The sequence below is a fragment of the Pectobacterium jejuense genome, from assembly GCF_026800125.1.
Taxonomy (GTDB): Bacteria; Pseudomonadota; Gammaproteobacteria; order Enterobacterales; family Enterobacteriaceae; genus Pectobacterium; species Pectobacterium jejuense.
This window is the reverse complement of the sequence record NZ_JAPQKX010000008.1, coordinates 173,330-198,510: the sequence shown is the minus strand read 5'-3', so window position 1 is coordinate 198,510 and position 25,181 is coordinate 173,330. Positions and strand designations below refer to the sequence as shown.

Genomic DNA, 25,181 nt, shown 5'->3' with positions numbered 1-25,181 from the left:
CCGGACATAACGTTGAGTGAGGCACCATTCTGTTGTCTGACAGACCTGATATTTTCAACGCTTACCGTTTATCGGTAAGCGTTTTTTTTCGTCTGAGGAAAATGTTCGGTAACTGCCTTCTATCCGGCTATTCAGTACGGGTCACACAAAAGAATAAGGCTCCAAAAGGAGCCTTATGAAAGGAGTAGCGTAGCGATTAGTCGGTAGGCTGCTGTAGCGTGAGCAACAGCCCTTCGCGTCGCATTTGGGCCGCTTCATCCGGCAGACGCAACCGATCGAGTGCGTCAGCACGCCAGGCATAATCATAAGCGTCTGGGCGTAATTCCAGCGCGGTGCGGAAAGCATCGCTGGCCTGCTGCCATTCGCCGTGTTTCATCAGCAACTGGCCTAACGTACTGCTCAACAGCGGTGTTGCCCCCTGCTGCTTGATGTACTGGTGCAGCACTTTTTCCAGCTGTTCTGGATTACCAGCTTTGAGGCGTGGCATGAGCAGGATCAAGCGTTCGTCATACTGGCGTTTGAGACCGTCGAGAATGATCTTCTGAGCGGTATCATGATCGTCACACTCGATCAGATGCTCAGCCATCGCGACCTGAAGTGGGATCTCATGGCGTACTTTGCGACTCTGATTATTCCACCATGACTTCAGTCCTTCGCTGCCGCCATCCGCCATTGCCTGATTCATCAGACCGATATAGGCCTGCTGCTGTAGATCCAGCAAACGTTCTTCAGGGTACAGATTGATCTTGCGCATCGCAGGCAGAATATCCAGCAGTGCGCTATAGGCTTGAGTACGCAGGAAAGCCTGCTCCGCTAAACGCAGCACCTCAGGGTGGCGGGGTGCGACCTCCAGCAGTTTGTCCACGCCGTGACGTGCTGCATGATCTTCATTACGCGCTAGCTGAATACGCACGCGCGTAATATCCACCGGAAGCTGATCGGTATCTGCAACCTCGGCGGCACGCTCCAGATATTGCTTGGTGCGGAATTCGTCGCCGCGTTGCTGAGCGGCTTCGGCTGCCAGCAGGTAGTTAACCACGGGCTGCTCGGCATGATCGGCATTGCGCGTCAGCAGCTTCTCTACCTGTAAATAATCTCCCTCGGCCAGCTTGAGCAGCGCGGCTTTGGTCTGTTTTCTGGCGCGGGTGCGTTTGCGGCCGAGGAACCAGCCGCGCGTGCGGGACCCGGTACGAAAGATCCGGCGGAGCACCCATTCCACCGCCAAAAAGGCGAGAAAGAACAGTATCAGCATGATGACCAGACCGGTCACGCTGGTTTGAATGTCGTAGTTATCCGTTTGGATCAGGACGTAGCCTTGGTGACCCGCGACGATCGGGCCGATCACGATGCCGGCGATCAGGATCAGGAACAGCAATAAGACTTTTAGCATGCTCATTCCCCTTGCTGTGTGGCTGGCGCGGGTGCCTGAGCCAGTAGGTTACGAACGCGCGTTTGCATCAGTTTTTCCAACAGCGCCTGACTTTGTAGCTCCGTTGGGACATCCAGTGAAACCGACTGCTGGCTTAAAGCATCAAGCTGATCTAAAAAGGCCTGCGTCGTGGGGTCGGTGGTATCGAAGTAGGCGCGAACCCAGGTTGCTGCCGTTTCCAGCGACTGTTTGTACACTTCATTCTGGTGGCGAGGAATCGCCTGTGCGGCAACCAGCAGACGTGAGCGGATATTCTCGCGCAGATACACATCCTGATTCGGTGCCAGCAGCGGTTCGGCGGCGCTGTCGCGGCGGCGAATGGTGATAAAATCAGCCAGGAAATTGTGCCAGCTCTTGCTCAGATTTTGTCGCCACTCGCTCAAGGAAGCGGACAGCTCTGTGCTGTTGGCGTCCATCGGCGCTTCATCGGTGTTGTTGTCGGCGAGCTGTAAGTTATCCAACTGATCGGTGAGCTGATTTACCTTCAGGATAATGCCGTCAAAATCGACCTGACTGACGCCTGCCAGCGCACCGATGTCGCTGGTCAGCGCGCGACGGATTTCTATCAGGCTGGGATCGTTCATTTCTGCCAGACTAGCGTCCGCGCTTTTCAGCAACGCGCCTGCGGTGGTGACGTCTTTGTCGCTCCACAGCTTGCGTCCTGCCAGTTTCACCAGAAAATCTGCCTGAGCGATCAGCCAGGTATTAGTGTCATGACTGGACAGTGCTGCCAGCTTATCGCGCAGCTCGTCTGACTGACGCGTTAGCGCCTCAAGACGCTGTGCGGCAGTCTCCTGCGCTTTGCTTTGCTGCTGTTGAGCGTCCAGCCACTGCTGCTGCTCTTGCTTATGCTGCTGCTGCAATGTGTTGAACTGCGCTTCCAGACGTTGAAGCGCGGCAGTTTCTTTCTGCGCCTGCTGGTGGCCGTGGTAATACAAGCCCGCGCCTATGGCCAGCGCAATCACAATTGCGATCGCCCCGAGCACGGCACCGCTACGTTTGGGCTGCGGTGCGGGATCCTGCTGCGGATGCGCGGGTTCAACCCGTTCAGCAACCTCGTCGGATGGAGCTGTGGGGGTATTGTGTTCCGTCATAATGGTACATCCCATGATCAGGTTTATTGTAGTGCGCGCACGAGCGCATCGTTATCGGCGTTATCAGCCACTCGGATATCACGCCAGCCAAGCTGACGAGCCTGTTCTGCCAGCCGTTCGCTGACGACGATCAGCTGGCAGCCGAGTAACCAGGAAGCCCGATAGTAATCAGGTACTAAAGTATAGATCCGTTGTAGCATTTCTCCGCTGGTGATCACCAGTTTGTCGATGCCTATTTGTTGCCAATGGCGGCTTTGCTCTAGCCCGTCATAGTGAACGTCTCTGCGCTGATAACATTCACAGTAGGTCACCTGTGCGCCGCGTTCGGTTAGCGTTTCTCCCAGCAGTTCCCTGCCGCCGTTGCCGCGCAGCAATAGTGCGCGTTTACCGGAAACATCTTGCAGGTCAGGAAGTTGCAGGAGCGTTTCGCTGGTTTCGCGCTCAGGCGGATAGGTTACCGGGTGTGCGCTGATTTTATGCAGCGCCAGCGCGGTGGTACGGCCGATGGCGTAATAAGCGAGATGGGCAGGCCAGCTGATGCCTGTGCGTGCCAGCATCGGATCGGCGTAATGAATGGCGTGTTGTGAGAGCGCAAACACCAAATCGTCGGCGCGCAGTGCCTGTAATAGTGAAGGCAGGCTGGCGAGTTCTCGTCCGGGTGAAAACTCGATCAGCGGGCTGTGCCAGGCGTTATAGCCGAGCTTTCTTAAACGGGTCACCAGTTGTTCGCCAGTTGGTGACGGACGGGTAACCAGAATTGTCATGATGAGCTTGACCCTTGATAAACGGCTTGAAGGATGGCGCTGGCCCCTTTTGCTAACAGCTCTTCAGCCAGTGCAATCCCGAGTTGTTCGGCATCGGAGACGCTTCCTTTACGTTCACCGACGATCATTTGGCTGCCGTCCGGTGCACCAACCAGCGCACGTAGCCACAGCGTATCGCCTTCCAGTTCGGCGTAGCTGCCAATCGGAACCTGACAGCCACCTTCAAGGCGTACATTCATGGCGCGTTCAGCCCGTACGCGGGCTGCGGTAGCGGGGTGATTGAGTGGGGCAAGGAGTTGGCGGACATGTTCGTCATCCAAACGGCATTCAATGCCAATGGCACCTTGTCCGACGGCAGGCAGAGACTCTTCCGGGCGTAACGCACAGCGGATGCGCTCTTCAAGGCCAAGACGTTTCAGGCCCGCGACCGCCAGAATAATCGCGTCATACTCACCGTTATCCAGTTTTGACAGGCGGGTGCCGACATTGCCGCGCAAATCTCGAATCACCAGATCGGGACGTCGGGCGCGCAGCTGGCACTGGCGGCGCAGGCTGGAGGTGCCGACACAGCTGCCTTGCGGTAATTGATCGAGGCTGTCGTAATGATTGGAAACAAAAGCGTCGCGCGGGTCGTCGCGCTCGCAAATGGTGGTCAGGCCAAGGCCCTCTGGGAATTCGACAGGGACATCTTTCATGGAGTGGACAGCGATATCGGCACGCCCTTCAAGCAGCGCCAATTCCAGTTCTTTAACAAACAATCCTTTACCGCCGACCTTTGCCAATGGCGTATCGAGGATGATGTCGCCGCGGGTTACCATCGGCACCAGCTCCACGTGTAAATCCGGGTAGAGGTGGTTCAGACACTGCTGAACATATCGTGCTTGCCACAGGGCGAGCGGGCTTTGTCGGGTGGCAATTCTAATAATATTGGCTAACATGCTTGATACCGTTTTTATCATTTTCCGCCATCGTATCATTGATGGTGCGTTGGTGTCAGGTTGTGGGCATTAGCGGTGCGCCTTTTAAAACGGTCTGAAATTCGGGTGCCGCATACATAGATATACTCTAAATAATCCAAGTTTCAGGCAGGCGGCAAGCGAGGGAATCCCGATGAGCTTACTTAAGTAAGTGATTCGGGTGAGTGAACGCAGCCAACGCACATGCAACTTGAAGTATGACGAGTAAGAAGCCGTGCTGATGCAGTCGGGTAGGTAAATTCGTAATAAAGCAAGATAGATAAGTCTAACTTTCTTTACTTTCTTTACGCCCAATCAGCAAGGTGTTAAATTGATCACGTTTCCAGCAATAATTCGCTAAACATTCTTCTAATTTCATCATGCGGATTTGGAACACGGGGTTTTTCTAGGCACTGGGATAAATCAGGCGAAACGTCTTGTACTTCTACATCGAGACTTTGAAGCAAAGACTGGATGCGATCAACCAACTGCGTGTTGACCGTGCTCTGGGAGCAATGAAACCCGCTTTTCAGCAGGTTTACAGTCTTCTGCCCATTTTATTACATCATCATCACCCGTTGATGCCCGGCTACCTTGAAGGCAAGGTGCCTCACGGTATCTGCACTCACACGCCTGATGAAAAGCAGCAACAGTACCTTGATGGCATCGCGTTGCGCTGGGGTCAGTTTGACTGTTCTCATCCGCAGGGTGAACTGCCGATCACGGGCATCTATTCAATGGGAAGCACCTCATCTATCGGGCAGAGCTGTAGCTCCGATCTCGATATCTGGGTGTGCCACCAATCCTGGCTGGATAGCGAAGAACGCCAACTCCTACAGAAGAAATGTACGCTGCTTGAGCAGTGGGCCGCGGCGCAGGGCGCTGAGGTCAGCTTCTTCCTGATGGATGAAAGCCGTTTCCGCCACAATGAAAGCGGTAGCCTGAGCGGTGAAGACTGCGGCACTATGCAGCACATTCTATTACTCGATGAATTCTACCGTACCGCCGTGCGTATGGCGGGTAAACGTATTCTGTGGAATATGGTGCCGGTCGAGGAAGAATCTCACTACGACGAATATGTGCTGTCGCTGTACTCGCAGGGCGCGTTGGCTCCTAACGAGTGGATGGATTTAGGCGGCTTGAGCACGCTGTCGGCGGAAGAGTATTTCGGCGCGAGTCTTTGGCAGCTCTATAAAAGTATCGATTCCCCCTATAAAGCCGTACTGAAAACGCTGCTGTTGGAAGCCTATTCCTGGGAATACCCGGACACCAGCCTGCTGTCGACCGAAATTAAAAAACGTCTGCATGACGGCGAGATCGTCTCTTTCGGTCTTGATCCTTACTGCATGATGTTGGATCGCGTGACGCACTATCTGACGGCGATCAACGATCCCACGCGCCTCGATCTGGCGCGTCGATGTTTCTACTTAAAAGTCTGTGAAAAGCTCTCCAGAGAAAAAGCCTGTGTCGGCTGGCGTCGCCAGATTCTGAGCCAGCTGGTGCAAGAATGGGGATGGAGCGACGAGCATCTGGCTATGCTGGATAACCGCGCTAACTGGAAAATCGAACAGGTACGCGAAGCACATAATGAGCTGTTGGATGCGATGATGCAGACCTATCGCAACCTGATTCGCTTCGCCCGCCGCAATAATCTGAGCGTCAGCGCCAGCCCACAGGATATCGGTGTGTTGACCCGTAAACTGTACGCTGCGTTTGAAGCGCTGCCGGGTAAAGTTACCCTGCTGAACCCACAAATTTCGCCCGATTTGTCGGAGCCGAATTTAACCTTTATCTATGTTCCTGCGGGTCGTGCGAACCGTTCTGGCTGGTACCTGTACAATCAGGCACCGTCGATGGATGCAATCGTCAGCCATCAGCCGCTGGAATATAACCGCTATCTGAACAAGCTGGTGGCGTGGGCATATTTTAATGGCCTGCTGACGCCAAGCACGCGCTTGTACATTAAAGGCAACGAGCTGTGCGACATCACGCGCCTGCAAGCGCTGGTGGACGACGTAGCCAGCCACTTCCCGCTGCGTCTGCCTGCTCCTACGCCGAAGGCGCTGTACAGCCCGTGTGAAATTCGTCATCTGGCGATTATCGTCAATCTGGAACACGATCCGACGGCGGCCTTCCGCAATCAGGTGGTGCATTTCGATTTCCGTCATCTGGATGTCTTTAGCTTCGGCCAGCAGCAGCAGTGTCTGGTCGGCAGTATAGACCTGCTGTATCGCAACTCATGGAACGAAGTGCGTACGCTGCATTTCAGCGGTGAACAGGCGGTGTTGGAAGCGCTGAAGACCATTCTGGGCAAAATGCATCAGGATGCGGCGCTGCCGGAATCGCTAGAAGTCTTCTGCTACAGCCAGCACCTGCGCGGGCTGATTCGTACCCGCGTGCAGCAACTGGTGTCCGAATGCATTGAGCTGCGCCTGACCAGTACGCGTCAGCAAGAGCCAGGACGCTTCAAAGCGGTGAAGGTGGCGGGTCAAACCTGGGGCTTGTTCTTCGAACGGCTGAGTGTATCGGTGCAGAAGCTGGAAAATGCGGTCGAGTTTTATGGCGCGATTTCCAACAACAAACTGCAAGGCCAGCCGGTTCAGGTTGAAACCAACCATGTACATTTACCGCCGGTAGTCGATGGCGTCGCCAGCGAAGGGATCATCCAGTTCTTCTTTGAAGATCTGACAGAAAATCAGGGCTTTAATATCTATATTCTGGATGAATCGAATCGCGTTGAGGTGTATCACCACTGTGAAGGGAGTAAAGAAGAGCTGGTGCGCGATGTCAGCCGCTTCTATTCGTCCTCGCACGATCGCTTTACCTACGGCTCCAGCTTTATCAATTTCAACCTGCCGCAGTTCTACCAAATCGTACAGCTGGACGGCCGCACGCAGGTGATCCCGTTCCGCAGCAGCGCACTTTCTCATCTGTGCATTACGCCCGTAGTGGATGATGAAGTGATGACAATGAAACAGCGGCTACAGATTTTATAACGTCCTGACACTCGGCTTTCAGCGTATTCAGAAAGGGATGTATTGATGGATTCGTTGCAACGCCGAAACCTGATACTGCTGGCGCTCGGACAAGGGCTGACCGGCAGTATTATTTCCCTGATGACGCTGTGTTCCACGCTGGTCGGCGTATTAATGACGCCCGTTCCGCTGTTGACCACGCTACCGATTACCGCGACGGTATGCGGCGCGGCGCTGATGATCTATACCGTTTCGTCGCTGATGACAAAATATGGCAGGCGTAATGCGTTCATCATCGGCACGCTGCTGGGGCTGGTAGGCGCGCTGTTGGCAGCGCTGGCGATTCTGCTACACAGCTTCTCCCTCTTTGTGTTTTCGACGTTTGTTCTGGGGATGTCCTGCGCCTTCAATCAGTATTATCGCTTCGCCGCGGCTGAGATATTTACCGACAATCAGCAGAAAAATCGTGCTATTTCGTGGGTGATCAGCGGCGGTATCCTCGGCGGTTTTCTCGGCCCGTTTGCAGCCAGCCAGTCTTCTCAGCTCTGGGTGTCGTACCCGTTTCTCGGCAGCTTTATCGCAGCGGGCTGCATCTGTGTTATCACGTCTCTGCTGTTGCTTGGCCTGAAACTGCCTCCGATGTCCGTTGCCACGGCTAGCACTCAGCGTAGTGAACCGCTGGCGGCGATTCTGAAAAGCCGGGCATTTGTATTGGGAACGGCAAGCTGTTCCGTCGGGTTTGTGGTAATGACGCTATTAATGAATTCTGTGCCGCTGGCGATGCACCAGCACCACTTTTCCGTCAGCCACAGCGCGACGGTGTTGCAATGGCATTTTGTAGCTATGTATGCGCCTGCGCTGCTGTTAGTGCTGCTGGCGAAGCGACTGACGCCGATTCAGGTCGTGGTGATTGGCATGGTGTGTAACGTTGTCGGGGTGGTGGTCGCGCTGAGCGGTTTGACGTTCTGGCACTTCCTCTTTGCGCTGATGCTGTTCGGTGTCGGGTGGGCGTTTATGTTCAACGGCGGGACATTCATGCTGAACGCGTTTACCCATTCAGTGCATAAATCCCGTTTGCAGGGGATTAACTCGCTGGTGATTTACGTGCCTAACGCGCTGGCTTCGTTGTCTGCCGGTAGCCTGATGGCGCTAACCAGCGGCTGGCCGCTGGTCAATATGGTGGGTATCGGCATGCTGTTGTTGCTGGTTCTGGGGTTGATCATTCTGGGACGGCGCTGATGTGTGGCGCGCCGTGAGGCTGTTGAAAAGACGGTTACCCGAAGTGAACGGTTTCCCCGGCCTGATCCGAGCAGGCTGCTGACAGCAGCGCGATAAAATCTTCACCGCTGCGATCGCATACCCAGCGTTCCGCTTGACGGTTGAAGTGGTAACCGCCCGTTTTGGTCGCCAGCCAGATTTGGTGCAGCGGTTCCTGCCGATTGATCACGATTTTGCTGCCGTTCTCAAAACTCAGCGTCATCACGCCGCCGTTAGTTTCGTAATCAATGTCGGCATCACCCTCAAACCGATCCAGCGTTTCTTCCAACTGAAGCATGAGTTCGTCGGCTAATTGGTGGAACTCGCTATCGTTCATTTTCGATTCCTATTGATTTTCATGATCCACCTGCGATTATAGAGAGCATACGAGTATTAATGACAGGTCTTAACGTGATGAAGAACGTATTTCGCCAGTTTTTTCTGGTGTTAGCCGCAGTGAGTTTATTCGGCTGTGGTCTGAAAGGGCCGCTTTATATGCCTGCTGATGGCAAATCCGGTGCGTCAACGACTCAGCAAAATGAGAATCAGCCGCCGCAAAAGAAAACGTCAATGCGTCCTTAATGCGTGACGACAGTAATAAATAACAGGTCACGCGCCCGGTTAAGCAAGCGGGGGAGTCAGGATAATGCAGTTCGCTAAGATGCACGGGTTAGGCAACGATTTCATGGTTGTTGATGCCGTTACGCAAAACGTTTATTTTTCACCCGAATTGATTCGCCGTTTGGCGGATCGACACTGTGGTGTAGGGTTCGACCAATTGCTGGTCGTCGAGCCGCCCTACGATCCTGAACTGGATTTTCATTACCGCATTTTTAACGCGGATGGCAGCGAAGTGGCGCAATGCGGCAATGGCGCGCGCTGCTTTGCTCGCTTTGTTCGACTGAAAGGGCTGACCAACAAGCGTGATATTGCCGTCAGTACGCAGACAAGCCGAATGGTGCTGTCGGTGACCGATGACGAACTGGTGCGCGTCAATATGGGCGAACCCAATTTCGAGCCGCAACAGGTGCCTTTCCGCGCGGTCAAAGCGGAGAAAACCTACATCATGCGTGCCGACGAGCACACGGTGCTGTGTGGTGTGGTGTCGATGGGCAACCCGCACTGTGTGATTCAGGTTGAGGATGTGGACACGGCGAAGGTGGAAACGCTGGGGCCGCTGCTGGAAAGCCACGAGCGTTTTCCCGAACGTGCCAACATCGGTTTTATGCAAGTGGTTGATAGCCACACGGTCCGTCTGCGGGTGTACGAACGCGGTGCGGGAGAAACGCAGGCGTGCGGTAGCGGCGCGTGTGCTGCTGTGGCGGTAGGGATCCAGCAGGGATTATTGTCCGCGAACGTTCGCGTATCTCTGCCGGGCGGGGAGTTGGATATCCAGTGGGATGGGCCGGGACATCCGTTATTCATGACCGGGCCTGCAACGCATGTCTACGATGGATTTATTCATTTATGAAGAATGTCGAGGAACAGGCAGAGCGCGAGATCGCACTCAGTGACGAGATGGTTTTGCAGTTCCTGCAACAGAATCCCGATTTTTTTATCCGCAATGCGCGTCCCGTCGAGCAGATGCGCATTCCTCACCCCGTCAGGGGAACCGTGTCGCTGGTGGAATGGCAGCTAGCACGTCAGCGTAACCACATTACTCAGCTTGAGGAAGAAATCACGCTGTTGATGGAACAGGCGGGGGCGAACGAAGTGCTGTTCAATCGCCTGCTTGGGTTACAAACTGAGTTGGCGTCGGCGGACAGCCTGACCGACATGTTGGATCGCTTGCAGCGCTGGGCGCGTCAGCTTGGTCTGGCGGGCGCAACGGTGCGTCTGTTCAGCGATAAATGGCGCCTTGGCGCGCCTTCTGGTTTTACCCACCTTGGGCTCAACCGCTCCACCTTTGAGCCGCTGCGCATTCAGCGCTTCGGACAACATAACCACTATCTTGGCAGTCTGAACGGGCCGGAGCTGTTGCTTCTGCTGCCGCAGGCCAGACAGGTTGGGTCGGTCGCGCTATCGCTGATGGGAAATCATCACGATTTGGGCGTGCTGATTTTCAGCAGTCGCGACAGCCACCATTATCAGGATGGCATGGGAACCGTGCTGCTTCAGCAAATGGCCATGATGCTGCCAGCGATGCTGGCGCGCTGGGTTGAGCGGGTATGAACCAGCAGCCTGCGTCATCGGAGGCTCCTTCCTCTTCGCCGTTACAAGCCGATGTCGATGCGTTCCTGCGTTATCTGAAAGTAGAACGTCAGCTAAGCCCGCTGACGCAGACCAGCTATTTACGTCAACTGTCCGCGGTTATCACGATACTCTCCGCGGCGGGTGTGGCTGACTGGCGCAAGCTGGACGCCTCTGGCGTGCGTTCCGTGGTGTCCCGCAGTAAGCGCGATGGGCTACATTCCAGCAGTCTGGCGCTACGTTTATCGGCATTGCGCAGCTTTCTCGACTGGATGGTGTCGCGCGGCGTGCTGGCGGCGAACCCCGCTAAAGGGATATCCACGCCGCGAGCTGGGCGTCCACTACCCAAGAATATGGATGTGGATGAGACGAATCGCCTGCTGGAGATCGATTTGGACGATCCCCTTGCGGTGCGTGACCGTACGATGCTGGAAGTAATGTACGGCGCGGGGCTGCGTTTGGCGGAACTGGTCGGTATGGATTATCAGCATATTGATTTGGCCAGCGGTGAAATCTGGGTCATGGGGAAAGGCAGTAAAGAGCGCAAATTGCCGATAGGAAAAACGGCGGTAACCTGGCTGGAACGCTGGCTGGCACTGCGCGAGCTGTTTGGCCCGCAGGATGATGCCGTGTTTATCTCCAATCAGGGGCGACGCATTTCGATGCGCAACGTGCAGAAGCGTTTTGCCGAATGGGGGATTAAGCAGGGCGTGAATAGCCATGTCCATCCGCATAAGCTGCGCCACTCCTTTGCGACGCACATGCTGGAATCCAGCGGTGATTTACGAGCGGTACAAGAGCTGCTTGGCCACGCTAACCTGACCACGACGCAGATTTACACCCATCTTGATTTTCAACATTTAGCCTCCGTGTACGATGCCGCGCATCCACGCGCCAAACGAGGGAAACCCTGATGCATTTTTACCGATCTCTTGGCCCGATCCGTGCGATCACGTTCGATCTGGATGACACGCTGTACGATAACGCGGACGTCATTCGGCGCACGGGGCAAGAGTCAATCCACTTTCTACAACAGTACCATCCTGCACTTCGTGATTTTCAGGCGGATGACTTTCAGAACTTACGCCAGACCTTGCTTGAGCGCGAACCGGACATCTATCACGACGTGACCGAATGGCGTCGCCGTGCGGCTGAACTGGCGATGTTAGAGCGTGGCCTGAGTGCGGCAGAGGCGAAGGATGGCGCAAAAGCGGCAATGGAAAACTTTGCCCACTGGCGCAGCCAGATTACGATTACCGAAGAAACGCACCAGACGTTGGCGGCGTTAGCGGAGAAAGTGCCGCTGGCTGCCATCACCAACGGTAACGCTGAGCCGCACCGCTTTGGTCTCGATCGCTATTTTTCGTTTATCCTGCGCGCTGGCCCGCATGGTCGCGCTAAACCGTTTGATGACATGTACCATCTGGCGGCGCAAAAGCTCAATTTACCTGTGCATGAGATTCTGCACGTCGGTGACGATCTCACGACCGATGTGGCGGGGTCGATCCGCTGCGGTATGCAGGCCTGCTGGATTAACCTGCGTGAAGGCAGCCTGACGCAGATTGGCGACGCCCGACTACTGCCGCATATCGAAATTTCGCGGTTGGCATCGCTGTCGGCATTGCTATAATCACGGCATTAATCTGTATAAATCACCAGTGGAAACGTCCTTGTCGATGTGGCGTTTCCCTCACCGGATAACCCGTACCTATGGACGTTTCTGATCTGCTCGATGGCCTCAACGACAAACAGCGTGACGCGGTAGCCGCGCCGCGCAGCAATTTATTGGTGCTGGCGGGGGCAGGCAGCGGCAAAACTCGGGTACTGGTTCATCGTATTGCCTGGCTCTTGTCCGTCGAAAACTGTTCACCGTACTCCATTATGGCGGTGACGTTTACCAACAAAGCGGCGGCGGAGATGCGCCACCGTATCGATCACCTGATCGGCACCAGCCAGGGCGGCATGTGGATTGGCACTTTCCACGGGCTGGCGCACCGCCTGCTGCGTGCGCACCATATGGATGCCAATCTGCCGCAGGATTTCCAGATTCTGGACAGCGAAGATCAACTGCGTCTGCTGAAACGTCTGATTCGGGCGCTTAATCTGGATGAGAAACAGTGGCCGCCGCGTCAGGCGATGTGGTTCATCAACGGGAAGAAAGATGAAGGCCTACGTCCGCAGCACATTGAAAGCTACGGTAATCCTATCGAACAAACGTGGCAGCGCGTGTATCAGGCCTATCAGGAAGCGTGCGATCGCGCCGGGCTGGTAGATTTTGCCGAACTGCTGCTGCGCGCGCATGAACTGTGGCTGAACAAGCCGCATGTGCTGAATCACTATCGTGAACGGTTTACCAATATTCTGGTGGACGAATTTCAGGACACCAACCGCATTCAGTACGCCTGGATCCGTATGCTGGCGGGCGACAGCGCTAAGGTGATGATCGTCGGGGATGACGATCAGTCGATTTACGGCTGGCGCGGGGCGCAGGTCGAAAATATTCAGCTGTTCCTGAAAGATTTCGCTGGTGCAGAAACGATCCGTCTGGAGCAGAACTATCGCTCGACCAGCAACATCCTGAAAGCGGCGAATGCGCTGATTGCCCACAACGGCGGGCGACTCGGCAAGAACCTGTGGACCGATGGCGCAGAAGGCGAACCTATCTCGCTGTATTGCGCGTTCAACGAACTGGATGAGGCGCGTTACGTCGTTAACCGGATTAAAGCCTGGCAGGAAAATGGCGGGGCGCTGAGTGATAACGCCATTCTGTATCGGAGCAACGCCCAGTCGCGCGTATTGGAAGAGGCGCTGTTGCAGCAGAGTATGCCGTACCGCATCTACGGCGGCATGCGCTTCTTCGAACGGCAGGAAATTAAAGACGCGCTGTCTTATCTGCGCCTGATCGCTAACCGTAACGACGATGCGGCGTTCGAGCGTGTGGTGAATACGCCGACGCGTGGCATCGGCGATCGCACGCTGGACGTGGTGCGCCAGACGGCGCGCGACCGTCAGCTGACGCTGTGGCAATCCACGCGGGCGCTGTTGCAGGAGAAAGTGCTGGCTGGGCGGGCGGCGGCATCGCTGCAACGCTTTATCGAACTGATCGACGCGCTGGCCTACGAAACGTCTGAGCTGCCGTTGCATATTCAAACCGACCGGGCGATTAAGGATTCCGGCCTGTGGAGCATGTACGAACAGGAAAAAGGCGAGAAAGGGCAGGCGCGGGTAGAAAACCTGGAAGAACTGGTGACGGCGACGCGCCAGTTCAGCTATCAGGAAGAAGATCAGGATTTGATGCCGCTTCAGGCTTTCCTGTCGCATGCCGCGCTGGAAGCGGGCGAAGGTCAGGCGGATGCTAATCAGGATGCGGTTCAGCTTATGACGCTGCACTCGGCGAAAGGGCTGGAGTTCCCGCAGGTCTTTATCGTCGGCATGGAAGAAGGGATGTTCCCTAGCCAGATGTCGCTGGATGAAGGCGGACGTCTGGAGGAAGAGCGTCGTCTGGCTTATGTCGGCGTCACGCGCGCGATGGAAAAGCTGACGATAACCTACGCGGAATCCCGCCGTTTATACGGCAAAGAAGCCTATCACCGACCTTCCCGATTCGTCGGCGAACTGCCGGAAGAGTGTGTTGAAGAAGTGCGCTTACGCGCCAGCGTCTCCCGTCCGGTTAATCATCAGCGCCTCGGCACGCCGATAACGCAAAACGACAGCGGCTACAAATTAGGGCAACGTGTTCGCCACGCCAAGTTCGGTGAAGGCACGATCGTGAATCTGGAAGGCAGCGGCGATCACGCCCGCCTTCAAGTCGCATTTCAGGGTCAAGGCATTAAATGGCTGGTTGCCGCCTATGCCAAGCTGGAAACGGTGTGATCGTCACGATGCGGCTTGAAGTATGACGGGGTTATATAACTTATAAAAACCCTGTCTTAGTCTTTATCGTCATTTTCGACAATGCTAGGTGGCCTGCCGCGTATCCATGGATGTGTGGTATCACAATAAAAAAGGAGCATGCCCATGACGCTAGACCAGATTATTGCCGAGCTACAGAAGAAGAAATGGGTCGATCTCACGCATACGGTGACGGAATCGATTCCTATTTTTAGCGCGTTTGACGGCGTGTTGCAGCGCAAGACCTTATTCAACGTCGAAGATCACGGGTTTTATGCGCAGGCGGTGACGTTTGCGACGCAGACGGGAACGCATATTGATGCGCCGGGGCATTTTGTCGCGGGTAAGCGTTATCTGGATCGTATTGATAATAAAGAGCTGTTGCTGCCGCTGGTAGTGCTCCACAAGCAAGACGCCGTCGCACACGATCCCGATTACCGCCTGTCGGTTGACGACATTCTGGCGTTTGAGCGCGAGCATGGGGAAATTCCGTCAGGTAGCTTTGTCGCGTTTGCCAGCGGCTGGAGCACGCGCTGGCCCGATATTGACGCCTTTGCCAATAAAGATGAAGAAGGCAACAGTCATACGCCGGGGTGGTCGCTTGAGGCACTAACGTTCCTGTTTGAAGAGCGCGGCATTAGCGCTGTCGGGCATGAAACGCTGGATACGGATTCCGCCGCGGATTTCCGTCGCAACAACGGGCTTATTGGCGAGTTCTTCGTACTGAACCAAAATGCCTGGCAGGTTGAGGTCCTGAATAACCTGCATCAGCTGCCGTCTACCGGCGCTTATATTCACGTCAGCTACCCTAATTTCGCTGGTGCGCCTGGCTTCCCCGTCCGTGCCATCGCCTATTTACCCGACAACGCCTAATCATAAACGCAGTTCTTTTTTACTCTGAGGACTGCGTTTTTTACCACTTTCCGCGCCGAATTTATTGGATAAACCTTATCCATTTGACCAATCTTTTACAGCGTGTTTCAGCCGCGGTTTTAAAGTTGAAGTCTTTTTCATCTCGGCGTAACATGCGCGCATCATTATTCTCGGAGGACTAACGCCTTGGACACACCCAGTCGATACTGGCTCACTAACCTGTTCATTAGGTACAACTTCTAAGGCTATCTTCCTCTGCTGATAGCCTTCGTGGTTGTCAGCGACGCTGTTTTTGTCGCTACGAGTCAGATCCGTCGAACGGACTGAAACCTGCTGGTGACACCTCACCTTTGTTTCTGTGCTTCAATCGCGTTGTCCATCTCTGCTACTGAAAGGGGAGCTATGGCCCATGCTGAGCGCATTTAAACTGGATAATTGCCGTTTATCTCGTCTGGAACTGGATGACTCCGATGATCTCACCACGTCAGTTTGGGTCGATTTGATCGAGCCGGAAGACGATGAGCGTGAAAAAGTACAAAACGAACTGGGACAAAGCCTGGCAACCCGTCCGGAACTGGAAGACATTGAAGCATCAGCACGTTTCTTTGAAGATGAAGACGGCCTGCACATTCACTCCTTTTTCTTTTTTGAAGACGCTGACGATCACGCCGGTAACTCTACCGTGGCGTTTACCATTCGCGATGGTCGCCTGTACACCTTGCGTGAGCGTGAGCTGCCTGCGTTCCGCCTGTATCGCATGCGCGCCCGTAACCAAACGCTGGTGGACGGCAATGCTTACGAACTGCTGCTCGACCTCTTTGAGACTAAAATTGAGCAACTGGCGGACGAAATCGAGAACATCTACAGCGATCTGGAATCGCTGAGCCGCATCATTATGGAAGGGCGGCAGGGCGAAGAGTATGACGACGCGCTGTCCACGCTGGCGGAACTGGAAGACGTGGGCTGGAAAGTGCGCCTGTGTCTGATGGATACCCAACGTGCACTGAACTTCCTGGTGCGTAAAGCCCGCTTGCCATCCGGCCAGTTGGAGCAGGCGCGCGAAATTTTACGCGATATCGAGTCTCTGCTGCCGCACAACGAATCCCTATTCCAGAAAGTTAACTTCCTGATGCAGGCGGCGATGGGCTTCATCAATATTGAACAGAGCCGGATTATCAAGATCTTCTCGGTGGTCTCCGTGGTGTTCCTGCCACCGACGCTGGTGGCATCCAGCTACGGGATGAACTTTGAATTTATGCCGGAACTGAAGTGGTCGTTTGGCTATCCGGGCGCGATTGTACTGATGATTCTCGCTGGACTGGCGCCGTACCTCTATTTCAAACGTAAGAACTGGCTCTAAATCTGCCGTATGCGCCTGATGGGGTTTAACTGTCAGGCGCGTCAATATTCCTTCCCTTTTATCGTTCTCCGACTCGCTATTCCTGTTTATTCTTCCGCGCCTGTTCATTCTCCGGCCATCTTGTTTAGAATGGCGAATAGCCTTTCTATTTACTTTCTATGATTAAAAACAGGTCGTGTGCATGAAAGGGATGTCTCCTTGGATGCAATGGGGAATATTGCTGTCGGTTTCGTTATCCCTTGGGTTTGGGCTACAGATTTATCACGTTCCCGCCGCGTTGTTGCTAGGGCCGATGATGGTCGGCGTCGTCATGGGGTTAAACGGTGCGACGATTCGCATCCCGCCCGTCTGCTTTGCGGGCAGCAATGCCGTTCTGGGCTGTCTGGTCGCACAAAGCCTGTCATTTTCTATCCTGACACCGTTGATGAGTGAATGGCCGCTGGTGCTATTCATTCTGCTGGCGACGCTGGCTGCCAGCGGGTTATCTGGTTGGCTGCTGGTCAAATTCAGCGAGCTGCCCGGAACGACCGGAACCTGGGGCGCATCGCCGGGCGGTGCGTCGGCGATGGTCGCGATGTCTGGGGAATTTGGCGCGGACGTGCGGCTGGTCGCCTTCATGCAATATTTACGCGTGCTGATGGTCACCGCGTCGGCGGCGTTCGTAGCGCGCTTGAGTTTGGGTGACGAAGCGGCAGAAAACAGCGCGATGCTGGTCTGGTTTCCTCAGCTGGACTGGCGTTTTCTGGCGACGCTTTGCGTGGCGTTTGGCAGCGCCTGGCTGGGAAGACGCCTGCGTATTCCATCCGGGGCGCTGTTGGGGCCGATGATTATCGGTTCGATGCTGCATGCCAGCGGCACCTTGCATCTGCAAACGCCGGAATGGCTGCTGGCGTTGGCCTATGCCTTCATCGGCTGGAGCGTAGGGCTTTGCTTTACCCGCCCCATCTTTTTGCTGGCGATCCGCACGCTGCCGCATATGATGACGTCGATAGTCGGATTGATGCTGCTGTGTGGCGGAATGGCGTGGATGGTGACGAAAATGATGCCGGTGGATATGCTGACCGCCTTTCTGGCGACCAGCCCCGGCGGGCTGGATTCGATTGCGATTATTGCCGCAGGCAGTCGGGTCGATATGGCGTTTGTCATTGCCATGCAGACGCTGCGGCTGTTTTCGACGCTGCTGTTCAGCCCGATCTTATCGCGCTTTATTTCCCGTCGTGTTGAGGCGGGGAAACTGTAGCTGGCGTGCGCCGTAGCTTACGCTGCGTATACAGGGCATCCAGAATAAACAGCGCCAGTGCACCCCAGATAAAGCCAAACGTCACCAGCTTGTCGCTGCTGAACGTTTCACCGTAGAACACCACCGCCAGTATGAACATGATGGTAGGGCCGAGATACTGGAAGAAGCCGAGCGTCGACAGGCGCAGGCGCATCGCCGCCGCGGTGAAAAACAGCAGCGGCACCGTGGTGACGATACCCGCCGAGAGCAGCAGTAGGTTCAGCGACCAGGGATTGGCTGTCAGATGGCTGCTTGGCGTGTCGGCAATAAAAAACAGATAAATGACCGCGACCGGCAGCAGCCACAGTGTTTCGATCAGCATGCCGGTTTGCCCGTCGATACCAATCTTCTTACGCAGCAGGCCGTATAACGCGAAGCTGAAGGCCAGCCCGAGCGCGATAACCGGCAGCGATCCGAACGTCCACAGCTGAACCAGTACGCCCGTCACGGCGAGCAGCACGGCCAGCCATTGCAGACGGCGAAAGCGTTCGCCCAGGAAGATCATGCCTAACATGACGTTGACCAGCGGGTTGATGAAATACCCCAGACTGGCTTCCAGCATGTGATGGTTGTTGACCGCCCAGATGTACAACAGCCAGTTTCCGCCGATAAGCACCGCCGTTAATGCCAACAGAAACAGATGCTTGACGTTACGGCAGGCAAGGCTCACCTGACGCCATTTCCGGCCGAGGGTCAGCAGGATCAGCATAAAGAAGAATGACCAGATAATACGGTGCGTCAGTATTTCATTGGGCGGAACGTGCTCAAGCAGCTTGAAGTAAACGGGAGCAATTCCCCAAATAAAATACGCGCCGAGGGCGAAAAAGATCCCCTCACGGGTTTGTTGCGCGTTCATGGGTGACTCGATAAGGACGGCGGGAAAACGCTAAGTCTACCCAAAACTGTGAGCGCTTTCACGTAAAGTGTTAATGACAATTTTTTCTAACGTAAAGGTTACCCGACAATATAGGTTGCGGTGGCGCTGGCGAGATGCGAACCCTTTTCGTTATGCAATTCGGCGCGTGCGACGGCGATTTTATTGCCACCGCGTAGCAGCGTGCTGGTAATGGTGAAGTGTTCGCCATAGCCCGGACGCAGATAATCGACCCGCATATCAATCGTTCCCATGCGGGCGAGCCGGTGATGAAACTCCTGATCGCTTATCGTCTCATGGCGCAGCAGCGTGTTGCCGACGCAAACTAATCCGGCGGCCACGTCCAGCCCGGCAGCTATCACGCCGCCATGCAGGATTTTTTGTGCTGCATTGCCGATGAGCTTCTCTTGCCGGGTGAACGTCAGGACGGCTTTGTCGGCTTCAAACTGCTGTAGTTCAAGGCCGAGTTCGATGTTGAATGGCATCTTGTAAATGAAAATCTCACCAACAAGCTGGCGCACGGTATCTCTGGTTAATGTGGTTCCCTGAAATGGGGGGATTCCCTGAAATGATGGTACATCAGCCATAGTGGTTTCCTGCTTGGGTGAGAGATACTCGTTAAATGTAGTTTATTTGATGCAATAAGGTTATCTGAGTGTTTGTTTTGTGCGTTGATTTTGTTTCTTTCCAGAAAAGGCAGAGAAACGGGAGAACGATAATTCAAACGTCGCTGAACTGTGTAGAATGGCGGGCTTGAGTGGGGAAGGCTGATCACTATTTAGATAAATGAGTTTATTTAGATAAAAGATTTTATTTGGATAAAAGAATGCTGGAGAAAAACATGTCGGAGAAAATGAATGCATAAAATCGGATTCGTACTGGCAGCATTACTGACAGCACAGGTTCATGCCGAAGACACAACAAACGCGCCTGCGCCAAATCAACCTGCGGTACGTGGCAGCATTATTGCCAGCTTGTTAGAAGAGCACGACACCCCGTTTGTTCTCTATCCTTACGAGAGCAACTACATACTGTATACCTATACCAGCAACATCAATAAAACGGCGATACAGAGCTATAACTGGGGCGATGAAGCACGTAAAGATGAAGTGCATTACCAGTTGAGTCTGGGATTCCCGATCTGGCGTGGCATTCTGGGTGATAACTCGCTGTTGGGGGCTTCCTATACGCAGCGCTCGTGGTGGCAGTTGTCTAATAAAAGTGAGTCTTCTCCGTTCCGTGAAACTGATTATGAGCCGCAGGTTTTTTTGGGCTGGGCAACGAACTACACCTTCGCTGGCTGGACGCTGCGGGATGTGGAAATGGGCTTTAATCACCAGTCTAACGGCCGTTCCGAACCGACGTCGCGCAGTTGGAACCGCGCTTATGCCCGCCTGATGGCGCAGAACGGCAACTGGCAGGTTGATGTGAAGCCGTGGGTGCGTTTCTCCGACAGTAAGGATGATAATCCAGATATCATCAAATACATGGGCCATTACCGCTTACGCGTCGGCTATGTGTGGGGCGACAGCGTGTTTAGCGCAGAAGGTCGCTATAACTGGAACAGCGGCTACGGCGGCGGTGAACTGGGCTGGAGCTATCCGCTGACGCGTCATGTCCGTTTCTACACCAAGGTGTTTAGCGGCTACGGCGAATCCCTGATTGACTACAACCACCGTCAGACCCGCTTTGGCGTTGGCGTCACGCTGAACGATATGTTCTAACGACCATGTTTCAGCTACTGGGGTTTTAGCGATGACCGCTTTAGCCCTTGTCGTTTTACCAAACTAACGATTGCAGTTTTACCCAACGGCGCTGAAAATAGCGCCTGTTTGATTTCATTAATTGGGGAAGGCGTGTCTACGGCGGAAGTATTGAATAAGGAAGCGCTGGCGGTTCAGGTTCTGCGGGACACGTTCGGCTACCAGCAATTCCGACCGGGTCAGCAGGAAATTATCAGCGCGACGCTCAGTGGGCAGGACTGTCTGGTTATCATGCCGACAGGCGGCGGCAAATCGCTGTGCTATCAAATCCCTGCGCTGGTGATGGACGGACTGACGCTGGTGGTGTCCCCGTTGATTTCACTGATGAAAGATCAGGTCGATCAGCTTCAGGCCTACGGCGTTTCGGCAGCCTGTCTTAATTCGACGCAGACGCGCGAGCAGCAGCTTGAGGTGATGGCGGGTTGTCGTACCGGTCAGATCAAGCTGCTTTATATTGCGCCTGAACGCCTGACGACGGATAGCTTCCTCGATCATCTCGCCCACTGGCAGATAGCCCTGATCGCGGTGGATGAAGCGCACTGTATTTCCCAATGGGGGCACGATTTCCGCCCTGAATACCGGGCGCTGGGGCAGATTAAACAGCGTTTTCCTCATCTTCCTTTTATTGCGCTGACCGCTACGGCTGACGAGACCACGCGGAACGATATCGTTCGCCTGTTGGATCTCCAGTCGCCGCTGATTCAGATCAGCAGTTTTGACCGCCCGAATATTCGCTACACGCTGGTAGAGAAGTTCAAGCCGCTCGACCAGCTCTGGATGTTCGTGCAGGGGCAGCGTGGAAAAAGCGGCATCATCTACTGCAACAGCCGCTCCCGCGTGGAAGATATTTGCGCACGGTTGCAGGCTCGTGGGCTGAGTGCTGGGGCCTATCACGCTGGCTTGGATAACGAGCGGCGTGCACAGGTGCAGGAAGCGTTCCTGCGTGACGATCTCCAGGTGGTGGTCGCGACTGTGGCGTTTGGTATGGGCATCAACAAGCCTAACGTGCGGTTCGTGGTGCACTTTGATATTCCGCGCAACATCGAATCCTACTATCAGGAAACGGGGCGTGCCGGGCGTGACGGCCTCGCTGCTGAAGCCGCGCTGTTCTACGATCCGGCGGATATGGCGTGGCTGCGCCGCTGTCTGGAAGAGAAACCGGCTGGGCCGCAGTTGGATATCGAGCGCCATAAGCTCAATGCGATGGGCGCGTTTGCCGAAGCGCAGACCTGCCGTCGTCTGGTGCTGCTGAATTATTTTGGTGAAGGACGTCAACAGTCGTGCGGCAACTGCGATATTTGTCTCGATCCGCCGAAGCGCTATGACGGGCTGGTCGAAGCGCAAAAGGCGCTCTCCTGCGTATACCGCGTTGGGCAGCGTTTTGGTTTAGGGTATATCGTTGAGGTGCTGCGCGGGGCGAATAACCAGCGTATCCGTGACTTCGGCCATGACAAACTGCCGGTTTACGGTATTGGTAAAGAGAAATCGCAGGAGCATTGGGTCAGCGTGCTGCGCCAGCTGATTCATCTGGGCTTGCTGAACCAGAACATCACGATGCATTCTGCTGTACAGCTTACCGAATCAGCGCGTCCGGTACTGCGGGGAGAAATGCCGCTACAGTTGGCCGTGCCGCGTGTGATTAACCTGAAACCACGCGCCAATCAAAAATCTTACGGTGGAAATTACGACCGCAAACTGTTTGCCAAATTGCGCAAACTGCGTAAATCCATCGCGGATGAAGACAATATTCCGCCTTACGTCGTGTTCAGCGATGCCACGCTGCTGGAGATGGCCGAACTGATGCCGATCACCGCGGGTGAACTGCTGAATATCAACGGGGTTGGACACCGTAAACTCGAACGTTTCGGTGCGCCTTTCATGAACATGATTCGCGATCATGTCGATAATAATGATGACGAGTGATGCTCGTCTTGTCTGACTGCATTTAAAAAACAGGAAAACCAACATGCTGATGCTATTTATGACAGTGGCACTGGTGCATTTCATTGCGCTAATGAGCCCGGGGCCGGATTTCTTTTTCGTTTCACAAACGGCGGCCAGCCGTTCCCGCCGTGAAGCGATGATGGGCGTGTTAGGTATTTCTCTGGGCGTTATGGTTTGGGCGGCTATCGCGTTGCTCGGGCTGCATCTGCTGTTGCAAAAAATGGCCTGGCTGCATACGGCAGTGACCGTCGGCGGTGGGCTGTACCTATGCTGGATGGGCTGGCAGATGCTGTGCTCCGCGCGAAATAAAGCACAGTTGGAAACCACGCAGGAAACGGCGGTGGTACTGCCTCAGCGCGGTAAAACCTTCATGCGTGGATTATTGACGAATCTGGCTAACCCGAAGGCGCTGATCTATTTCGGCAGCGTGTTCTCGCTGTTTGTTGGCGACAGCGTCGGCAGCGGCGCGCGTTGGGGTTTGTTCGCGCTGATCTCGATTGAAACGCTGATCTGGTTCAGCCTGGTCGCGATGGTTTTTGCCCTACCGGCAATGCGTCGTGGCTATCAGCGTCTGGCGAAATGGGTGGATGGTGTAGCGGGCGTGCTGTTTACCGGTTTCGGCCTGCACCTGATTTTCTCTCGCTAACCTTTCCTTCTGAATGATAGATAGGCGTGCGCCGCTAGCCGATATGGCGCACTGCCTTAATCAGGCCTTTCTCGCCGTGGCGAGTAACGCGCCGACCAGCACGAACAGCGAACCAAATATCCGATTGAGCGTCTTCATCTGCCGTGGGCCTTTCAGCCACCCGGCGATACGCGTGGCTAGCGTGGCGTAGCCAATCATCACGATGATATCGACCACAACGGTGGTGACGCCCAACACCAGATACTGTGCGGCCTGCGGCTGGTGGGGAATAATGAACTGTGGGAATAGCGCCGCCAGAAATACGATGCTTTTGGGGTTGGTCAGATTCACCAGCACCGCACGTTTAAAGAGCCTACGACGCGGCATGGCGCTGGCGATCGCCTGAAGGTCAAGTGCGCCTGCGGCGCGCCACTGCTGAATCCCCAGCCAAATCAGATACGCCGCGCCCAGCCATTTCAGTACATCGAAAGCCAGTACAGATTGGTTAAGCAACGCGCCTAGCCCAATGCCGACCAACACGATATGAATCGCCAGCCCGACCTGTAAACCACAGATTGAAGCTGCCGCGCCACGATAGCCGTGGCTAATTCCGGTGCTCATGGTGTTGATGGCACCGGAGCCGGGCGACAGGCTGAGAATAAGCGTTGTGAGTAAGTAAGTTAACCACCAGTCCAATGTCATGAAGCATGCCCCTGAATCACGTTCTGTATTACGAGAGTCTGTCTGTTTTTTATGTCACAATACGCTTGTGCTCCACTGCTTGTCATGTTCTTCCGCTAGCTTTGTTTTCCCGCGTCACCGGAGAGGTGTGATGATTCAACGCCACAATACGTTGTTTACGTCGGAACGGTTAACGCCTGAAGGGTTAACCTCGAACCTGTTAACGCGAGAAGCGCAGTTTGCCGCTTTTGCTACCGGAGAATTACTGGATTTCTGGCGTCAGCGCGAAGAGGGTGAATTCTCTGGCGTAGACGATGTGCCGATCCGGTTCGTTCGCTTTACCGCGCCGCAGCACGACAAGATTGTCGTTGTCTTTTCAGGCCGTATCGAAAGCTATGTCAAATATAGCGAAGTGGCTTACGACCTCTTTCATAGCGGCTATGATGTGCTCATCATGGATCACCGTGGGCAAGGGCGGTCGGGGCGAGTATTGCAAGACGGCCACCGCGGACACGTGCTGCGCTTCAGTGATTATGTTGATGATGCCGAAACGCTGTGTCAGCAGCATATTGGCCCGAAGCACTATACCCGCCGGTTTGCCTTAGCGCATTCAATGGGGGGCGCGATTCTGGCGCAGCTTCTGATTCGTCAACCTGAGACGTTTGATGCCGTAGCGCTGTGCGCGCCGATGTTTGGTATTCGTTTGCCGCTTCCCCATTGCGTGGCTGGCTGGATTGTCGATTGGGCGGAGCGTCGCCCGGCGATTCGTGATTACTACGCCATCGGCACCGGACAGTGGCGTCCTTTGCCTTATCGGATGAATGTGTTGACGCACAGCCGTGAGCGCTACCAGCGCAGCATTCGGTTTTATGCGGATTCGCCGGATTTGCGCATCGGCGGCCCGACTTACCATTGGGTGCGTGAGGCGATACAGGCGGGGAAACAGCTACTGGCACAGGCCAGCGCCATCACCACGCCGCTTCTGCTGCTACAGGCGGGAGAGGAGCGCGTGGTGGATAACCGTAGCCAGAATGCATTTTGCCAGACACTGGCACAGAACGGTAACGCCAATTCAAACGGCGTTTTGCAGGTTATCCCCGGTGCGCGGCACGAAATTCTCTTTGAAACGGATAACCTCCGCGCTCAGGCATTTGCGCTGATTTTGGCGCACTTTGCGCGTTATCATTAATTTTAGACTGTTGGCAGGTCGTTCAACGGACGCTGTC

General features: G+C 54.8%; 24 protein-coding genes. 16 read left to right on the top strand and 8 right to left on the bottom strand.

From position 1 onward, the window contains the following. Positions 1–196: 196 nt before the first annotated feature. Genes hemY through hemC form a run of 4 tightly spaced genes read right to left on the bottom strand, consistent with a single transcriptional unit; the run spans position 197 to position 4,225 of the window. Positions 197–1,390 (bottom strand): protoheme IX biogenesis protein HemY, encoded by a 1,194-nt coding sequence (gene hemY / locus NXT09_RS16065; protein WP_268580369.1) that lies wholly within the window; start codon positions 1,388–1,390, stop codon positions 197–199. A gap of 2 nt (positions 1,391–1,392) precedes the next feature. After that, on the bottom strand, positions 1,393–2,523 hold the full coding sequence (gene hemX, locus NXT09_RS16060; protein ID WP_205552217.1) for a uroporphyrinogen-III C-methyltransferase: 1,131 nt from the start codon (positions 2,521–2,523) through the stop codon (positions 1,393–1,395). Between the two features lie 23 nt (positions 2,524–2,546). Beyond that, on the bottom strand, positions 2,547–3,287 hold the full coding sequence (gene hemD, locus NXT09_RS16055) for a uroporphyrinogen-III synthase (RefSeq protein ID WP_240583990.1): 741 nt from the start codon (positions 3,285–3,287) through the stop codon (positions 2,547–2,549). Then, the gene (gene hemC / locus NXT09_RS16050) at positions 3,284–4,225 is read right to left on the bottom strand and encodes a hydroxymethylbilane synthase (RefSeq protein WP_268580364.1); all 942 of its coding nucleotides are present in this window, start codon (positions 4,223–4,225) and stop codon (positions 3,284–3,286) included. The genes hemD and hemC overlap by 4 nt, the downstream gene beginning before the upstream one ends. A 455-nt stretch (positions 4,226–4,680) precedes the next feature. On the opposite strand from hemC, the gene NXT09_RS16045 reads away from it, so the two are divergent. Further along, positions 4,681–7,239: a class I adenylate cyclase gene (locus NXT09_RS16045; RefSeq protein WP_040034417.1), complete on the top strand. Its 2,559-nt coding sequence runs from the start codon at positions 4,681–4,683 to the stop codon at positions 7,237–7,239. A gap of 45 nt (positions 7,240–7,284) precedes the next feature. Further along, positions 7,285–8,457, top strand: a complete 1,173-nt coding sequence (locus tag NXT09_RS16040; protein WP_268580360.1) for an MFS transporter — start codon at positions 7,285–7,287, stop codon at positions 8,455–8,457. 34 nt (positions 8,458–8,491) lie between these two features. On the opposite strand, the gene cyaY is transcribed toward NXT09_RS16040, so the two are convergent. Next, positions 8,492–8,812: an iron donor protein CyaY gene (gene cyaY, locus NXT09_RS16035; protein WP_010284924.1), complete on the bottom strand. Its 321-nt coding sequence runs from the start codon at positions 8,810–8,812 to the stop codon at positions 8,492–8,494. 59 nt (positions 8,813–8,871) lie between these two features. Between cyaY and lptM the strand changes: the two genes are divergently transcribed. The 10 genes from lptM to NXT09_RS15990 all read left to right on the top strand — a co-directional run bounded on the left by lptM (position 8,872) and on the right by NXT09_RS15990 (position 18,029). Next, a complete protein-coding gene (gene lptM / locus NXT09_RS16030; protein ID WP_205552208.1) occupies positions 8,872–9,057 on the top strand; it encodes an LPS translocon maturation chaperone LptM in 186 nt (61 codons plus the stop codon). Positions 9,058–9,121: 64 nt separating this feature from the next. Continuing rightward, a complete protein-coding gene (gene dapF / locus NXT09_RS16025) occupies positions 9,122–9,946 on the top strand; it encodes a diaminopimelate epimerase (RefSeq protein ID WP_268580357.1) in 825 nt (274 codons plus the stop codon). Next, positions 9,943–10,647: a DUF484 domain-containing protein gene (locus NXT09_RS16020; RefSeq protein WP_039546718.1), complete on the top strand. Its 705-nt coding sequence runs from the start codon at positions 9,943–9,945 to the stop codon at positions 10,645–10,647. The genes dapF and NXT09_RS16020 overlap by 4 nt, the downstream gene beginning before the upstream one ends. Next, complete coding sequence (gene xerC / locus NXT09_RS16015; protein ID WP_268580353.1) at positions 10,644–11,579, top strand: tyrosine recombinase XerC; 936 nt, start codon at positions 10,644–10,646, stop codon at positions 11,577–11,579. Before NXT09_RS16020 ends, xerC begins: the two co-directional genes overlap by 4 nt. Continuing rightward, entirely contained in the window at positions 11,579–12,295 is a 717-nt protein-coding gene (gene yigB, locus NXT09_RS16010) for a 5-amino-6-(5-phospho-D-ribitylamino)uracil phosphatase YigB (protein ID WP_039504631.1), read from the top strand. The genes xerC and yigB overlap by 1 nt, the downstream gene beginning before the upstream one ends. Positions 12,296–12,375: 80 nt before the next feature. After that, positions 12,376–14,538, top strand: coding sequence for a DNA helicase II (gene uvrD / locus NXT09_RS16005; protein WP_268580351.1), 2,163 nt, complete (start codon positions 12,376–12,378; stop codon positions 14,536–14,538). 144 nt (positions 14,539–14,682) lie between these two features. Then, complete coding sequence (locus NXT09_RS16000) at positions 14,683–15,429, top strand: cyclase family protein (protein WP_268580349.1); 747 nt, start codon at positions 14,683–14,685, stop codon at positions 15,427–15,429. Positions 15,430–15,615: 186 nt separating this feature from the next. Beyond that, the gene (ysgD, locus tag NXT09_RS22610) at positions 15,616–15,672 is read left to right on the top strand and encodes a YsgD/CorL family protein (RefSeq protein WP_349814568.1); all 57 of its coding nucleotides are present in this window, start codon (positions 15,616–15,618) and stop codon (positions 15,670–15,672) included. A gap of 166 nt (positions 15,673–15,838) precedes the next feature. Then, entirely contained in the window at positions 15,839–16,789 is a 951-nt protein-coding gene (gene corA / locus NXT09_RS15995) for a magnesium/cobalt transporter CorA (protein ID WP_039466184.1), read from the top strand. Positions 16,790–16,970: 181 nt separating this feature from the next. Then, positions 16,971–18,029, top strand: a complete 1,059-nt coding sequence (locus tag NXT09_RS15990; protein WP_268580345.1) for an AbrB family transcriptional regulator — start codon at positions 16,971–16,973, stop codon at positions 18,027–18,029. Here NXT09_RS15990 and rarD read toward each other — a convergent pair. Further along, positions 17,995–18,924 (bottom strand): EamA family transporter RarD, encoded by a 930-nt coding sequence (rarD, locus tag NXT09_RS15985; RefSeq protein WP_268580343.1) that lies wholly within the window; start codon positions 18,922–18,924, stop codon positions 17,995–17,997. The two genes, NXT09_RS15990 and rarD, sit on opposite strands and share 35 nt — an antisense overlap. A gap of 98 nt (positions 18,925–19,022) precedes the next feature. Continuing rightward, the gene (locus NXT09_RS15980) at positions 19,023–19,529 is read right to left on the bottom strand and encodes a thioesterase family protein (protein WP_205552195.1); all 507 of its coding nucleotides are present in this window, start codon (positions 19,527–19,529) and stop codon (positions 19,023–19,025) included. A gap of 270 nt (positions 19,530–19,799) precedes the next feature. Between NXT09_RS15980 and pldA the strand changes: the two genes are divergently transcribed. From pldA to rhtC, 3 genes are all read left to right on the top strand, one after another. Then, on the top strand, positions 19,800–20,666 hold the full coding sequence (gene pldA, locus NXT09_RS15975; RefSeq protein WP_268580340.1) for a phospholipase A: 867 nt from the start codon (positions 19,800–19,802) through the stop codon (positions 20,664–20,666). Between the two features lie 132 nt (positions 20,667–20,798). Further along, on the top strand, positions 20,799–22,628 hold the full coding sequence (recQ, locus tag NXT09_RS15970; protein ID WP_268580470.1) for an ATP-dependent DNA helicase RecQ: 1,830 nt from the start codon (positions 20,799–20,801) through the stop codon (positions 22,626–22,628). Positions 22,629–22,671: 43 nt separating this feature from the next. After that, positions 22,672–23,295 carry a threonine export protein RhtC gene (rhtC, locus tag NXT09_RS15965; RefSeq protein WP_039486730.1) on the top strand — a complete coding sequence of 208 codons (624 nt, stop codon included), beginning with the start codon at positions 22,672–22,674 and terminating at the stop codon, positions 23,293–23,295. A gap of 60 nt (positions 23,296–23,355) precedes the next feature. On the opposite strand, the gene rhtB is transcribed toward rhtC, so the two are convergent. After that, entirely contained in the window at positions 23,356–23,976 is a 621-nt protein-coding gene (gene rhtB / locus NXT09_RS15960) for a homoserine/homoserine lactone efflux protein (protein ID WP_039474171.1), read from the bottom strand. A gap of 130 nt (positions 23,977–24,106) precedes the next feature. On the opposite strand from rhtB, the gene pldB reads away from it, so the two are divergent. Then, positions 24,107–25,144 carry a lysophospholipase L2 gene (gene pldB, locus NXT09_RS15955; protein ID WP_268580335.1) on the top strand — a complete coding sequence of 346 codons (1,038 nt, stop codon included), beginning with the start codon at positions 24,107–24,109 and terminating at the stop codon, positions 25,142–25,144. Positions 25,145–25,181 lie beyond the last annotated feature (37 nt).